The sequence below is a fragment of the Burkholderia sp. Ed8 genome (assembly GCF_040761425.1).
GTDB lineage: Bacteria > Pseudomonadota > Gammaproteobacteria > Burkholderiales > Burkholderiaceae > Burkholderia > Burkholderia seminalis.
Genome location: NZ_CP142886.1, coordinates 1,324,353 through 1,338,703 on the forward strand (window position 1 = coordinate 1,324,353; position 14,351 = coordinate 1,338,703).

General features: G+C 64.5%; 15 protein-coding genes. 1 reads left to right on the forward strand and 14 read right to left on the reverse strand.

The annotated features are described in order from the left end of the window. Positions 1 to 8 precede the first annotated feature (8 nt). From VXM69_RS20010 to VXM69_RS20075, 14 genes are all read right to left on the reverse strand, one after another. The gene (locus tag VXM69_RS20010) at positions 9 to 3,260 is read right to left on the reverse strand and encodes a hypothetical protein (protein ID WP_367190080.1); all 3,252 of its coding nucleotides are present in this window, start codon (positions 3,258 to 3,260) and stop codon (positions 9 to 11) included. Continuing rightward, positions 3,257 to 3,376: a GpE family phage tail protein gene (locus VXM69_RS20015; RefSeq protein ID WP_017922482.1), complete on the reverse strand. Its 120-nt coding sequence runs from the start codon at positions 3,374 to 3,376 to the stop codon at positions 3,257 to 3,259. Before VXM69_RS20015 ends, VXM69_RS20010 begins: the two co-directional genes overlap by 4 nt. Continuing rightward, the gene (locus VXM69_RS20020; protein WP_367190081.1) at positions 3,376 to 3,687 is read right to left on the reverse strand and encodes a phage tail assembly protein; all 312 of its coding nucleotides are present in this window, start codon (positions 3,685 to 3,687) and stop codon (positions 3,376 to 3,378) included. Before VXM69_RS20020 ends, VXM69_RS20015 begins: the two co-directional genes overlap by 1 nt. Before the next feature lie 33 nt (positions 3,688 to 3,720). Further along, positions 3,721 to 4,230 carry a phage major tail tube protein gene (locus VXM69_RS20025; protein WP_017922484.1) on the reverse strand — a complete coding sequence of 170 codons (510 nt, stop codon included), beginning with the start codon at positions 4,228 to 4,230 and terminating at the stop codon, positions 3,721 to 3,723. 29 nt (positions 4,231 to 4,259) lie between these two features. After that, positions 4,260 to 5,432, reverse strand: a complete 1,173-nt coding sequence (locus tag VXM69_RS20030; RefSeq protein WP_069245889.1) for a phage tail sheath protein — start codon at positions 5,430 to 5,432, stop codon at positions 4,260 to 4,262. Positions 5,433 to 5,543: 111 nt separating this feature from the next. After that, complete coding sequence (locus VXM69_RS20035; protein ID WP_367190082.1) at positions 5,544 to 6,293, reverse strand: site-specific DNA-methyltransferase; 750 nt, start codon at positions 6,291 to 6,293, stop codon at positions 5,544 to 5,546. Then, entirely contained in the window at positions 6,271 to 6,453 is a 183-nt protein-coding gene (locus tag VXM69_RS20040; protein ID WP_082160890.1) for a Com family DNA-binding transcriptional regulator, read from the reverse strand. Before VXM69_RS20040 ends, VXM69_RS20035 begins: the two co-directional genes overlap by 23 nt. 149 nt (positions 6,454 to 6,602) lie before the next feature. Beyond that, positions 6,603 to 6,944, reverse strand: a complete 342-nt coding sequence (locus tag VXM69_RS20045; RefSeq protein ID WP_069245891.1) for a hypothetical protein — start codon at positions 6,942 to 6,944, stop codon at positions 6,603 to 6,605. A gap of 35 nt (positions 6,945 to 6,979) precedes the next feature. Further along, positions 6,980 to 7,390, reverse strand: a complete 411-nt coding sequence (locus VXM69_RS20050; RefSeq protein ID WP_367190083.1) for a phage tail assembly chaperone — start codon at positions 7,388 to 7,390, stop codon at positions 6,980 to 6,982. Positions 7,391 to 7,392: 2 nt separating this feature from the next. Further along, positions 7,393 to 10,752, reverse strand: coding sequence for a phage tail protein (locus VXM69_RS20055; RefSeq protein ID WP_367190084.1), 3,360 nt, complete (start codon positions 10,750 to 10,752; stop codon positions 7,393 to 7,395). A 5-nt stretch (positions 10,753 to 10,757) separates the two neighbouring features. After that, entirely contained in the window at positions 10,758 to 11,309 is a 552-nt protein-coding gene (locus VXM69_RS20060; RefSeq protein ID WP_367190085.1) for a phage tail protein I, read from the reverse strand. Next, positions 11,302 to 12,207 carry a baseplate J/gp47 family protein gene (locus tag VXM69_RS20065; protein WP_367190086.1) on the reverse strand — a complete coding sequence of 302 codons (906 nt, stop codon included), beginning with the start codon at positions 12,205 to 12,207 and terminating at the stop codon, positions 11,302 to 11,304. The genes VXM69_RS20060 and VXM69_RS20065 overlap by 8 nt, the downstream gene beginning before the upstream one ends. Beyond that, complete coding sequence (locus VXM69_RS20070) at positions 12,204 to 12,569, reverse strand: GPW/gp25 family protein (RefSeq protein ID WP_367190087.1); 366 nt, start codon at positions 12,567 to 12,569, stop codon at positions 12,204 to 12,206. The genes VXM69_RS20065 and VXM69_RS20070 overlap by 4 nt, the downstream gene beginning before the upstream one ends. Further along, positions 12,566 to 13,273: a phage baseplate assembly protein V gene (locus VXM69_RS20075; RefSeq protein WP_367190088.1), complete on the reverse strand. Its 708-nt coding sequence runs from the start codon at positions 13,271 to 13,273 to the stop codon at positions 12,566 to 12,568. The genes VXM69_RS20070 and VXM69_RS20075 overlap by 4 nt, the downstream gene beginning before the upstream one ends. Before the next feature lie 252 nt (positions 13,274 to 13,525). On the opposite strand from VXM69_RS20075, the gene VXM69_RS20080 reads away from it, so the two are divergent. Next, positions 13,526 to 14,119 (forward strand): hypothetical protein, encoded by a 594-nt coding sequence (locus VXM69_RS20080; RefSeq protein WP_367190089.1) that lies wholly within the window; start codon positions 13,526 to 13,528, stop codon positions 14,117 to 14,119. Positions 14,120 to 14,351: the final 232 nt, after the last annotated feature.

A 14,351-nucleotide genomic window follows, 5' to 3' on the forward strand; every position in this document is an offset into this window, starting at 1 on the left:
CCTCTCCTTCAATCCCGATCGCGCAGTCGCGAGCGCTCGCGCGCGCCCTGCGCGGCCTGTTCCTGGCGCAGCACCTGGCGAACTTCCTGCGCGATTGCATGCGCGTCCATGCCAGGTGCCGCGTACACGTTGATCGTGATCGGCGCTGGCGCGGCCGGCGCGCGGGCAGCGACCGACGCAACCGTGAGCGGCGGGCGGTTGTCGACCGTGAGCGGGGCGCCGCCGGCGATCGCCGCGCCCGTGATGCCGATGCCAGCGCCGGCGGCAACGATCCGCTTGCCGACTTCCAGCACGGTCGACAGCGGCCCGTCCTGGCCCTGGCGCAGGCCCTGCTCAAGGCCGGCCATCGTGAAGCCACCGAGCGCGGCGAACACGCGGCTCGGCGAATGGATGCCGAGCTTTTCCTTGAACCAGCCAATCACGCTGCCGCCGGCCGACTCGATCGCATCCTTCACCGCGCCCAGGCCGTTCTTGATGCCGTTGACTAGACCGGACATCAGGTTTGCGCCGAAGTCGACGAAGCGCGCAGCAGCCTGCGCCGCGACAACGACGACATCCGCGAGCCACGCGCCGAACCCCCTGCCGGCGCTGGCCGCCGCGTCGAGGCTTTTCTTGCTCGCGTCGACCGGTCCCAACAGACGCGTGATCCAGTCCCATGCGCTCTTCACGGCACCGTCCAGCCAGTCGAACACAGGCTTCAGAGGCGAGAAGGCCGCGCCGAGCGTCGCGAGCACGCCGCTGAAGATCGGCGCGAGAGCGCGCAGGCCCTCGGTCAGCCCCTGCCAGAAGCCCGAGAAAAACGCCTTGATCGGCTCCCAATACTTGATGACCAGGAGCGCGGCGAGCGCGATGCCGGCGATCACCAGTCCGATCGGATTCATCAGCGCGGCGCGGCCGACGAACAGCAGCGTCTGCGCGAGCCCGCCGAGCGCCGCGCGCACGCCGTTGATCGCGCCCATCGTGCCGCCCTTGAACAGATTGAAGCTGCCGCGCGCGGCGTCGCCGGCAATGCCGGCCGCACCGCGCCGGCCGACATACTGCCGGGCTGAGGTCCAGCGCGACGCCGCAGCCGCGCGTGTCGCGGCCGCCTGCGCGGCGACGGCGCGCCATACCTGGACGGTGTACTGTCGCGCGGCGCCGGCGCCATCCTTCATCGCGGTCGCCGCCGACACGCCCCATTGCTGGATCGACGCCTTCGCGGCCTGGCAAGCGGCGGGCACGCGCTGCGCGAACGACGCGAGATAGGTGCGGAGGGACGACGCGGCCGCTCGAGGCGCCGACGCTTGCCATGCGATCGACAGCGCCGTGCGGATGCGCCCGGCTGCAGACTGCGTGCCCTTGCCGGCAGCCGTGACGCCGGCGGCTGCGCCGGACGCCGCGCGGGAAATGCCGCGCAGCGCGCCAGCGCTGGCACCGAGGGCGCGCACAAGGGCGCCGCCCTGAATGCCGAGCATCGACATGCTGAAGCGCACGATCGCCATCGGCCCGAGAACGGCAGCCAGCGCGATCGTCAGCGTGCCGAGGACGGCGAGCAGCACGCCCAGGCCGGCGGCGCCGATCGCGACGGCCCGCGTGAAATTCGGGTACTCCTTCGCGAAGCCGAGCAGCCGCTCGAGCACGCTCGTCGTTAGCTCGAGCGCGCGGTTATACACGGGCAGCACCTGCTCGCCGATGACGGTGCGCAGATTGCCAACCTTCTCAAGGGCGATCAGCTCTTTACCTTCGGTCTGCTTCAGCGCCAGCTCGTGCAGCTTGTCGATGCCGTACGCGCCACGGTTCAGTTTCTCGTTCTTGTGAATCTGCTCGCGCTGCATGAACATCGTGGCGAACAGGTTGGCGCCGTTGCCGTTCGTCATGATCGTGGAGAATTCCTCCAGGATCTTCGCGTCCGACGTGATGCCCTTGGCCTTGAGCTTCGGCAGCAGCACCTTCTCCATCCACTCGAACGGCGACGCGTTGAAAAGGTCGCCCTGGATCAACGCGCCGGGCTTGATGCGCTTCACGTTGCCGATCGTGTTGTATTCGACCGACTTCTTGTCGACCAGGCCCAGCTCGACCAGGCGCTTCGCGGCACGCACGGTCGTTTTGCCCTGCATCAGGTTGCTGTACGCGGCTTGCACGCCAGTGCCGGCCGCATGCCCGCCCATTTCCTGAATCAGCGGTTCCATCTGGTAGTAGAACGCGTCCTGGCGCATCTGCTTCGCCGCGACCTTGCCGGTCTGGATGAAGTTGCGCCACTCGTCGCCGCCGACGCGGCCGCCCGTCGCGGTCAGCACCTGCTGGACCATGTTCGCTTCGCCCTTGAACGCTGCCTCGCTTTTCGTGCCGCCACGCAGCTCGATCACTTTCAGCATGTTCATGAACTTTTCTTCGTTCTCGTGCCCCTGGCCGGCACCGAACATTGCCTCGTTCGCGAACTTCATCTTCGCGAGCGTCGGCATGACCATCTGCGCGTGATGCTCGTCCGCGAAGATGGACATCGCGTCGCGCATCAGCGTCATGTTCTCGGCAATCGCCACGCCCGGCGATTTCATCGCGCGCACGTAGCGCTCGGCATCCTGAGTCGCATGGTCGCCCAGTCCGAGCCCTTGGATGCGGCCGCGCTCGTTCTGCACCTTCTTCGCCTCGGCGAGCGGCTCGCGCAGATCATTGAGGATGTGCGAGCCCGTCGCACGCGCGGCATATCCGCCGATCGCCATTTCTGCCGCTGCGCCGCGCATGGCGCCCATCTTGGCGCGCGTGTCCGCGATGCGTTTCTGCCGGGTGTTCAGCGCGTCGAGCCGGCGCGATTGGGCGTCGATCGCGCCTGTCGTTGCGGCGATGTCGGTGCGTAGCGTGCGCTCGTGCTGCGAGAGCCTGCCCGTGTCGACGCCGGCGCGGGTCAGCCGCGTGCGCAACTCGTCGACACTGGCGGATTGCTTCTTGAACGCGGCGCCGAGCTTCGACGAGGCTTGCCGCGCCTTCGCCAGCTCGGCAACCATCTGTTGCGACGGCGGCCCGTACGCGCGCAGTGACGCCGCGAGTTCCTTGACCTTCTTCTGCGCATCGGCGAGCTTCGTCGCGGTGTTGGCGAGTCCCGTGCGCATCTCGCGGAACTCGCCGATGCGCCGTTGCGTGTCGTTGAGTTCCTTGAGCCGCGCGCGCGTGTCCCGCAGGTCCTTCGCGAGCGTGCGATTTCGGCCGGCGATCTCGCGGATCGGACGGCTTGCCTGGTCAAGCGCCTTGAGAACAACCTCGAGGCGCAGGGAACGGTCGCTCATGCGTCACCTTGATCGTGGCGTTCACGCGCGCGCTCGCGCCAGGCCATCAGGTCAGGCAGGGGCATGGCGTCCATTACATCGGGCGACCAATGGAACACGAGCGCGATGTCTGCCATTACGTCGTCGACGCCTCGAGGGAGACGTCCACCTTCGACGAGCTCGGCAGCAAAAAACCAGCCACCTCGGTGCCGAGCTGCAGCAGGTCGGCCGGGTCCATGCGCTGCACATCCTGGTCGGTCAGCGTCGGATTGCTGATGCGCGGCAGCACCTTCGACAGCGCGATGACGTCGAGCTGCAACAGGTCAGTCAGGGCGACGCCGCGCAGCGCGCCGGAATGCGGCTTGGTCAGCGTGATGGTGGTGAGTTCTTGCTCGCCGCGCCGGATCGGCGTGTCGAGCGTGATGACGGCGGATTGCTTCGATTGCATGGTGTGTTTCCTGGAGGGATAGAGGGGTGCGGGTTACAGGCCGAGCGCGCGGCGCTGCTGGGCGAGGCGATCGACGCCGCCGACGATCTCGACGAAGTTGGGAATGTCGATTTCGATCAGGGTTTCGCCGTTGACGACGAGGCGGTAATACGACAGCGACATGGTGCCGGTCTGGTCGGCGTTGTCGCCGGCCTTGGCCTTGCCGGGGTCGATTTCCTTGTAGCGGCCGCGCACGTACACTTCGACCGCATCGACCTCTTCGGTGTCGTCGCGTTGATACGAGCCGGCAAAACGCACCGTCACGCCGTCGATCTTCGACGTGCCCCACGTCTTGAACATCTCCTTCATGAAGCCGCCCATCGTGAGGCCCAGCTCGAGCTTCTCCATGCCGAGGTCGATGTCGACCTCGGCGTTCATGCCGCCCCCGCGATACGCCTCCATCTTGCGCGACAGCTTCGGCAACTGGACTTCGGGCACCTCGCCGACGAACGAGACGCCGTCCTCGAACACGTTGAAATTCTTGAGTTTGGATGGCAGAGCCATTGCGTTTTCCTATGGTGAGTGGCGGGCCGTCAAACGGCGATGCTTTCCGCGAACTTGAGCAGGTAGCGATCCGTGATGCGCTGGCGGAACGTCAGGTTCTCGAGCGGCGGGGTCGGGCAGAAGTCGTAATCGAGGAAGCCCTGCCCGGCCTTGAGCGAATCCTTCTCGTTGGCGGCCGGATCGAACCAGCACTCGCCGTCGATCAGGTAGCCGGCGGTTTTCCACGCGCGGAACTTCGCATTCACGCCGTCGACAATGTCGCGGATAAGCGTGCGGCTCATCGGCTGGTCGACCGCCCACAGGTGCGCTTCGGCCATCGTGTCGGCGATCACCTGGGCGCTGCGTACGTAGTTCTCGAACGCCCACAGCTTGTCCTCGGAACAGGTGCGCGATCCCCACAGACGGTAACCATTCGCGTTCACGATCGTGGTGACGTCGTGGCTGTTCAGGTAGCCGGCGTCGGTGTTCGGGTCTTGCAGGTCCCAGAACACGTCGCGGCTGATGCCGGTGACGCCGTTGACGACGACGTTCGAGATCGTCTTGTGCCAGCCCGTCTCCTCGTCGATCTTTGCGCGCATGCCGAGCGCCCGCGCCGTCGCCCAGGTGATGTCCTCGGCGTTGGTCGTGGTGTTCCAGTTCACGAAGTCCGGCCAGATCGTCATCAGCTCGCGCTGACCGAAATTCGCGCGGTAGGCGACGGCCTCTTCTTTCGTTTTCGCACCGAAGGCGTTGACGTATGCGAAGCCGCGCAACTGTTGAGCGACCGTCGCCAGCTCGGTCGCGACCGGCAGAGTGTCGAGGCCCGGACAGCCGAGCACGCGCGGTTTAACGCCCAGCCGGGTATGCGCAGCGAGCAGCGCCTTGATGCCGGTGTATTGGCCGTCCGCAGTCGTCGTGCCGATCACGTTGCTGGTCGTTGCATCCGCGTCTTTGCCGGTCGGCACGCGCACGGCGACGATCAGCGGCGAGGTCTGCGCAGCGATCGCGTCGAGCGAGCGCGCGAGCGTGCCCTTCGTGCCAGCGCGGCCGATCGCGGCTCGCACGTCCGTGATGAGGACGGCGCGATTTTCGGGGAACATGGCAGCGTCGGCATCGTCGCCGGTACTGACCAGGCCGATCACGGCTGTGCTGACCGTGCGGATGGGGCGCGTACCGTCATTGATTTCAATGACGCGTACGCCGTGGTGGTAATCAGAAGGCAAGCTTTTCTCCCGGAAGTGAGCCTTCCGAAAGATTGCCTTCCGCGCGCGCGGAGATCACGCGCGGGAGGTTGTACAGCGGCAGCGCACAACCGAAGCCGCTGCAGGGTGTCGCTACGCGGCGACGGGCAGCACGTCCAGCTCGGCGAGGCGCGCGGTCGCGACCTGGTGATAGGTCGGCTCGAGCTCGCAACCGACCCAGTTCAAGCCGGCCTCCTTCGCTGCGGCGAGGAACGTGCCGGACCCGGCGAACGGGTCCAGGACGACGCCCCCGGCCGGCGCCAGACGCACGACGTCGCGCGCGAGCTGCGCGGGCTTCTCGGTCATATGGCGCTTCGGATGCGTGAGGCGCTCGGAGAACACGCCCGGCAGATACACGTCGGCGCGGCGGACGGCACCCTTGGTCGCCCAGACCAGGAACTCTGTCTGCTGCGCGAAGCCGCCCATGCGCGGCCGCGTGCGGCCGCTGGTCTTGTCCCATACGGCGACGCCGCGCCAGGTGAAGCCGGCGGCCTGGATCGCGTCGGTCAGGCTCGGCAACTGGCGCCAGTCGACGAAGCAGGCGAGGTGCGCTTCGTTGCGGCAGACGCGGTATGCCTCCGCAAGCCAGGTCATGCACCAGAACGTCCAGGAGCGCTGGTCCTTGCTGTCGTGCTGGAACTCGGGGTAGACAGTCTTCACATCGCCGCCGATGTACTTGCTCGACGGCGCCTGGCTCCGAGAAGCGCTCGTGGTGCCGCCGGACGAGTAGGGCGGATCGGTGAAGACCAGGTCGACGCACGCGTCGGGCAGCGCACGCATGACGCTCAGGGCGTCGGCCTGGTGCACGCGGTTGATCAGTTCAGCGGAGAGAGTGTGTTGCATGGGGCGATTCCCTTGTATCGGAGGCTCGGTGGCCTGCGGGTAAGGGGCTCTCGGCCCTCAGAATATTCATTGCGCCGCAACGCGGGCATTTGATGGTGAGCCGGACGTATTCGCCGGCGCCGAGCTTGCGGTTACAGCTACCGCATCGGATGTCCTGCATGGGGTGATTCCTGCCTGTGCTAGGATGCCGGCGCCTCTCGAGAGGTGTCGCGGCCCTGGCCAATCCTGCAGGTCTGCTCTGCTGGTGCGGGGCGTGCGCGATGTTCCTGCATCGCGCACGTCGCCGCGTCCTTTCCTTCCTATGTCGCCTTACGCGACGATCTCGCCACCAGCCAGCATGTAGCGGTCGAGCGCGTTGTACATCGTTGTCGGTCGATCGCCGGCCGGCTGTTCGTCATCCGGTTTCGCTTCGACGAGGCGTCGGTGAATGTACGGCACCGCCCCTTCGTTCTCTTCCGGTACGCCTTCGACGGCAATGGTCGACGACAGCTGCAGCGGCTGCTTGCCCGCCTTATACGTTTCTTCCGACACATAGCTGTTGATCGACGCAACCGTGGTACCGCCCAATACGTCGAGCGTGACGTTACCGATTACGTGGTAGCCGGCCGTTGCGCCGGTCGATGCGAGAACAACACTTTTCTTGATTGCCATTTCAATTTCCTTGGAGAAGGGGTTGGTAACGTCGTTTAAGCGGGGGACAGCGGCCAGTCGATATCGAACGGGAATCCCGGCTGCTCGGGGAGTGCGCGCAGGGCTTCGCGATATGCGATCCAGGCTTCCGCCTTCGCCCGGACCGCGTCGGGCGCATCCGGGGGCGCATGCGCGAACTGGTCCGTATTCCGCAAAATGTCGTCGCGCAAGGAACGAGCATCCGCTTCTCGAATCGACCGCTCCTGTGCTTTGAAGGCGCCATACACGTCGGCGTACTTCGGCTCGGGGTCCGCGCCCTTCCATTGCATGATCAGCGGGTTGCCCACTTGCTTTCCATTCGGGCCGACCGGCACGCCGACGATGAAGTCGGGTCCGTGTTTCTTGCCTGGATACATCGTTTCAAGCGTGCGGACCATCAAATCGTGAGTCCATTCAAAGCGATTCATTTTCAGATCCTCAAACGTGAGCAGCGGACATAGATACGCCGCGTGCCGCCTTGTGAAACCAATCCCGTGATAACAGCGTTGTCGGGGGCGGTAACTTCGATGTTTGCGGTGTTGACGTCGATGTACCCGATCTCGAAGAAATCAGTGCGCACGACGCCGGTGCCGGCGTTGGCTTTACTGCCGAGTGCGTTGTCGATGGCGGCCAGTTGATCGGACAGCCACACGCCACGCCACGAGAGGTACAGGTTCCCATCAGTATTGAGAATCTGCTGGCCGCGCATGAACATCGTTCCCCAGTCGTCGACGGCCCACGTGACTGCGTTGTACGCACTGTTGATGATTTCCATCCCGCCGTCATCGCGTGCGCGCAGGTACGTCCACGAGTCGAAGCCGGGCCGGTTGTTGCGCAGGCCGATGTCCGCCTGCCAACCGTCACGGTTCAGGGTGGGGCGGTTGTAGAAGCGAGAAAGCGCCGTGACATGGATATTCGAGTTGAAATGGACGCGGTTGTCGTCGTTGTAGACAACGATGACGTTCGACTGCCAGTTGCCGTCCGCTTTCATGGTCGCCCATGCCGAATAGTTGCCGTTCATCGTGGCGTGAATCCATGCCTGAGCGGTACCGTCGGCGCGCGCAGCGACAAAACCTCGCGCGTCCGTGTTGTTCGGCTGCTTGACGCGCAGGTCGCCGGTCATGGTGTCGCCGGCCTTGTTCACCTTCGAATTCGGATCGAAATTCCCGGTGTCATACGGTACGGCCCCGCCCGCCCATGTCGGGCGCTTCGCGAACGAAACAACCTGCGTGCCCCGGGCAATGTCCAGCACCTTAGATTGCGAGGCGCCGTCGTCGGCCCATGCCGTCATTGCGAAATCGTCGGTGTCGGTTTTGCCGATCGCGAATCGCGTCTTGGCGCCGTTCTTGAAATAGATCGTCGCCCACGATGCCCCGCCATCGACGGCGTATCCGCGTCCGCGCACGAGACCTTCCGCGTTGAGAATCGAGCCGTCGTCAGTCGCCCCGCCGACCAGCACGCGCCCACCGTTCGGCATCAGATACATGTTGCCGGCGGCGTAGCCCGCACCGCGCGAAACGGTCAGAACGTTCTGCGAAGCAGAGTACGCATCGTTTACCGTGCGGATGCCAAAGCCGCCGCCGCCGTCGTGCAATAGCTCCCATTGCTTCTGGTCAGTCGCACCACCTTCACGGCGCAGGATGATCGACGTTTGGCCCGCCCCGGAACCGTTCGATGCAACCAGAGCGCCGACGCTGTTCGTGCCCCTTACCGTGCCCGCGACTTGCAGGAGATCGCCGCCGTTGTCGTTGGCGGTGCCAATCAGGACGCGACCGGACGGCATCACGCGAAGGCGTGCGGCATTGCCCGCAAACAGATCGCAATAACCGTTCGCGTTCTCCGAGCCGACGGTTGCGTTGCCTGCCGTGCGGAAATAGCCGTAGTTCGCGTCAGCCGACACCCATGCTGTAACCGAGCCTGCGCCACCAGAAAATGACGTGCCATAGGTGCGGCTGTTACCGCCAACTTGCAGCCGATTCGATCCGTCGTCATCGAGCCCGCCCAGCGTCATCCGACCGCCCGGAAAGAAGCGGGCCGCTTCAGCCTTGCCCGCAATCAGTTGCAGGACACCGGCAGCGCCTTCACTGCCGATCGAGACGTGGCCGTTCGAGCGGAAGTAAGCCCAATCGCTACCGCAGTTGGCCCAAGCAGTCGTCTTGCCCTCGCCGAACCGATGCAAACCGTGCGTGGTCGCGTTGCCCGCTACTTGCAACATGCTGCCGTCGTCGGCCGGCTGGCCGATCAAGACGCGATTATTTTGGTAGCTGCCGTCGACGGCAAGGAACCGCATCGTTTCTCGCCCGTTGTTCGTGACAGCAAACACGCCATCCGCGATATGGAAAAAGCCCGTGTCCGGTGCGCCGTCGTTCACGAACGAATAGCCGGGTCGCGTCACAGTGCCTTCGGCGGCCAGAATCTGCCCGGACATTGTGATGCCGCTCGTTTGCGCCGGGTTTGGCAGATTGCCCGCATTCCACACTTCGTTGCCGACGACGGTCAGATTCTTCTTCGCGAAATCGAATGCGAACATCGCGCCCGTAGACGGGAGATAGAACCCGGCAGCGTTGCTAGTCCCGAAGAAGTAGCCGCCGCTCGGTCCGATCAGCATGCGCGCCTCGTTTGCGCCATTACTGACGTTCAGCATGCCCCGGACGTTCACTTGCCCGCCGAAGTACGCCCCAGCGCCCGTGTCATCCAGCGACAAGACGCCCGTAGCCATGTTGATGGTGAACGGCCTATACGCGTTCCACGATGCCCCCGGATCGCTGTTGTTGGTCAGCAGCAGGTAGAAGTTCGATCCGTCGTTGCGCAGCAGCACATCGCGGCCGTTGCGCAGCCGGATATTGGCGCCGCCGGCGTCGAGCCCTGACGACGAAATGCCGCCCGTGAACGCGCCGTCGCCACCGACCTGAAACGCGGTCTTTCCGTCATCTTCGCGATTGCCGACGACGACCCGGCCGCCGTACGTGATTCGCAACGCGCGCACCTGATTGGTGTCGCTGTTCGCATCGTTCGCGGCGCGGTTAATCCAGAAGTCCAGGTACTCACGGCCCCATGTGCCGCCGTCGTAGCCTGCGCGGATCGATGCCACGTAGCGTGCATTGGTGTCCGCCGTGCCGGCCGCGAACGTGCCGAGGAAGCGGAGCTTCGCCCCGCGATTCAGGGCGCCCGAGGCCGCCGCGACGGTGAGCTGCGCGTCCAGATCCGTCGACGCCGAGGTGATACTGACGGGGCCGGTGAGCTGCGGGCGCACGAGCGGGGCATATCGTGCGGCGGCGGCCCTCGGCGTCACGGCGCGGACGCTATCTGCACCGGCGTCGACTTCGGCTTGCGTCGCCAGCTCGACAACGCCCTGGCGCGCGGTGGTCGCCGGCGGATTGAGGAATGATGTCGAGCCGAACACGAGCTTCGTCACGTCGATCGAGGCGAACACGGTATCCGCGGCCAACAGCAGCATCGAGGCCGGCGCCTTTTCGAGGATCGGGTCGTTCTGCACGTAGACGCCGAACAGCACGCCGTTGTCCAGGTACAGCCCGAAACCGAACAGCTTGTACTGGTCCGCGCTGTCGTCCTGGATCACGATGTGAATCGTGTCCTTCGCAACGGTATCGCCGCCGAAGGTGGTGATGCGCTTCAATTCGCTCGGCATCGCGGTCATGTCCGGCTTGAACGCGAAGGATGCCGTGGCGAGGCCGATTTGCGTGACCTGGCGTGCGGTGGTTCCGGTGTTGCCGGGCGCTACCAGTGCGGCGCGGCCGGCGTCCGTGATGTAGATGAGGTTTCCAGCCATGTTCGTTAGTCCGTAAGAGAGAGGCGGCGATAGACGGCTGCGCGCACGCCGCATGCAATGCCGATCGCGCCGTGCATGCTGAAGCCCTGCGTGAAGATGTAGTGGGCGGTGCCGCGCTTCGCGCGATCGACCTCGGCGCGGATGTCGTTGACGTACTGCGCGGTGGCCGGCACGCCGTCACGCCCGCCGACCGTCATCACGATCTCGAACGTGCCGGGCATGCCTCGCGGAGTTTTCTCGAACCACTCACGCATCACCACGTTCGCACCGAACGACGCGCACACGTCGCGCACTGCGTCGGCCGTGCCCTTTTTGCGGGCGATCCGAATCGCGGATTTCACGCGTGCGCGCTTTACCTGCTCGGGCCACTCATCGCGCCAGGTGTCGACGCCCATGTGCCAGGCGAGCCAGGGCAGGAAGCGCAACGGGATTCGATCTGGATCCATCAACGTGTCGATCTCGACCGGGATGTCCAGCACGTCGGCGTTGGCTTCGGCCAGGCGCCGCTCGAGCACGGTCGCGTTCGGCGGCAGCAGGGAGACGGCTGGCTTAGTCATCGGCCACCCCACCGTCCGTCAGCTCGATACCCGTGCAGTACGGCGCCTGGTCGATCGCGATCGGCACGCCTTCGGCCGGCGTGTCGAGCAGCACCTTCTGGACGCCGGCAACGCGCATCGACGCGTACAAGCCGTCCTTCGTGACCTCGGAACCCGGCCGGTGCATCGAGTCGGCGAACAGTTGCGTTTTCTTCCGCGCTTCCGCGAGCGCGACCGCGCGATCCGGGCCGTTGAAGAAGCGCAGCGTCGCGCGGATCGCGTACGGCACGATCTTGGCGCTTTGCACGATGACCTCATCGGCCTGCGGCCGCTTCTTCTCGAGCGCCTTCTTGACGATGTCGATCAGTTCCTGGCTCGCGGTGCCGTCGCCTTCGCGCGACAGAACCGTGACGATCATCACGCAAGGCGACGGGCTATACGCGGTCGCCGCCTTCACGCGCCCGTCAGCGGCGCGCGCATGGAACACGTACGCGTCGTCGGGGCCAGCGACTGAGAAGCCACGCGGTGCGAGCTGGATGCGCTCGCGCAGGCTGTCGTCGTCCTCGTAGACAGGATCGATGCCCTGGTCGGGATCGCCCGGCGAGATCAGCAGACGCTCCACGTCGAAGAGGGCGCCGATGTGCTCGAGCGTGCTCCGCTTCGCGTACGCGAGCAGGATGCCGCGCGCTTTCTCGTTCATGAGCGCGAGCAGCAGCATCTTTTCGTACGCGCCCTCCTGCAGCAGCTTCACCATCGGCTCCGATTCGAGCTCGAGCGTGGCCGCGATCTCGTCCTGCTGTTCCTTCGGGTACAGGGAGACCAAGCGGGCTTTCTTCTCGGCCAGGATCGTTTCGTAGTCGAGTTCGTCGACGATGTCCGGTGCGGGGAGCTGTGACAGATCGATCGGCGTCGTTCTCATGCAGCACCTCGCCCGTTCGTCGCCTGCAGGCGCATGGAGAAGGCAGCGCCCGCGCGCGGGCCGTCCGTGCGCTCGCCTTGCAGCTCGAGCACGGTGCCACCGTCGATGCCGGTGCTGCCGAAATCCACCTGGTTGACCTGGATACGCGGTTCCCACCGGGCCAGCGCCATCACGGACGCCGCCATGACGCGCATGCGCATCAGGGGATTGACCGGGCCGTCGATCAGCTCAGGAAGGAGCGAACCGTATTCACGGCGCATCACGCGCGTGCCGGGCGGCGTGAACAGGATGTCGGCGACGGACTGCTCGATGTGGGCCTGGCCGGCGATCGCGCGGCCGGTGCGCGCGTTCATGCCGATCATGCGCCACCCGCGATCGGCTTCGTGGTCTTGGCGAATTCGCCCTGCGCCTGGTGCGGATGCTCTACAAGGCTGACGCCTCGCGACTTCACGTCGACGTCAGCAGTCACGGTGCCAGTGAAGTGCGCGCTGCCCTGAATCTCGATTACAGGGCCGCCACCGCCGGCTCCGCCCCCGCCCTTGCCGGTCGCCCCCGATTCGAACGTGAGCGGTCCCTTCACGAGCAGCGAGCCCGTCACGGTCGTATCGTCGGCGTCGAGCGTGACGGATTTCGCCTTGACGGTTGCGGTTTTGGTTTCGACCGTGACGCTGCCAGGCGCGATGACCTGGACGGTGGCGCCGGCCGGAAGCGTGGCGGTGAGCGCGTGCGCGGCGAAGTCGTACTGGACGCGTGCGCCGTCGCGGTAGACGCGCACGTGTTGCGTCGGGCTCGAGCTGGGCGAGTCGTGGCCGTCGCAATACACGCCCGGGAGAAAGAGACCCGTCGTCGGTTCGCCGGACGGACAGAACAGCAGCCCAGGCTCGCCCTCGGACGGCGGATCCCACGTGATGCTGTCGCCGGTGCGATGCGCGAGCCAGCGAATCCAGTCGGTTTGCAGGCCACCGGATTCCACGCGTATGCGGCGGGCATCGTGATCGACTTCGATCACGGTGCCTTCGCGAAGCAGGCTCTCGATGCGGCGGTTCAGGTCAGCAAAATCATCCATGCGGCAAGGATGCCGCGCGCGCGGGAGAGGGTCACGTGCTCGGAGTTGTGCCGTGTTGGGCCACAACACAAACCCGGCCGCTCGTAGCACTGTGCCCGGTGACGGTCGTTATGTTCGCGGTGAGCTACGGCTCGGCAAGGGCGTCGCGAACTCACAACGAACTACCTCCGTTCCTATGTCCAATGGACCTTGTGGGCAAATACCACTTGATTTCTAACCCAATCGCCGTAAAACGACAAAAGCAGTCCAAGAATGACGAAGTCAACAAAGAGAGCTACGGTGGCGGAACAAAAATCATCTGATGATATAGCGGTGCCGGAGCCGTTCCAGGAATGGCGCGAATGTAGCGCGGCCGCTCTTTTCATTGCATTCGCAATCCTGACCCTGTTTATTTGTAATTTTGCTGAAAGCATGCGCCCTTGGGTCGAGCTTCTTGATGGGGCGACGTGGCCGGCCGACTGGAAAGATCTCTACAAAAACCATTCTGTCTGGTTCAGCATAACGTTGACGACTCGGATGATGCTCAACTTGAGCCTTGTCCCAGCCGTCTTATTGGTAGGCTATGAATACTTTGTGTCGAGCCGGAGACGAGTCATGAAACTGCATCAATTACTTGAGCTGCGCGAGCGGGCGGTTCTACGCGCCGTTACGCTTTCGCTTGACGTCAACGAACAACAACAGGCCGAAATCAATAGAGTGGCGCTCGCTGCGGCGAAAAATTGGGACGAGAACAATCTCGCGTCGATAGTCGGATCTCAAATGGCTCGGCGGTTAATGGAGCAAGAGCTGGTAACCATGGGTGCTAAAGGTCCAGGCGGCGCAACAATGAAAGGGCATCAATCGTGAGTACTGCCCAATCAATTCAGCAATTAATAAGCCCAAGGATAGTGCAGGCACTCCTTGATTCGTTAAGCGACGCACAATCCGTATTGAATTGCTATACGGAACAAAGAACGTATGTTCATGACGAGGTGAATGCCTGGCCCTTTCAAAAGCCGAAAATGGCAATTGTCGAGATATTCCTTATCAGTCAGCAAGGTCGGCCAACCTGTTGCGTCAGCCCGGCCTGCCCACCAAA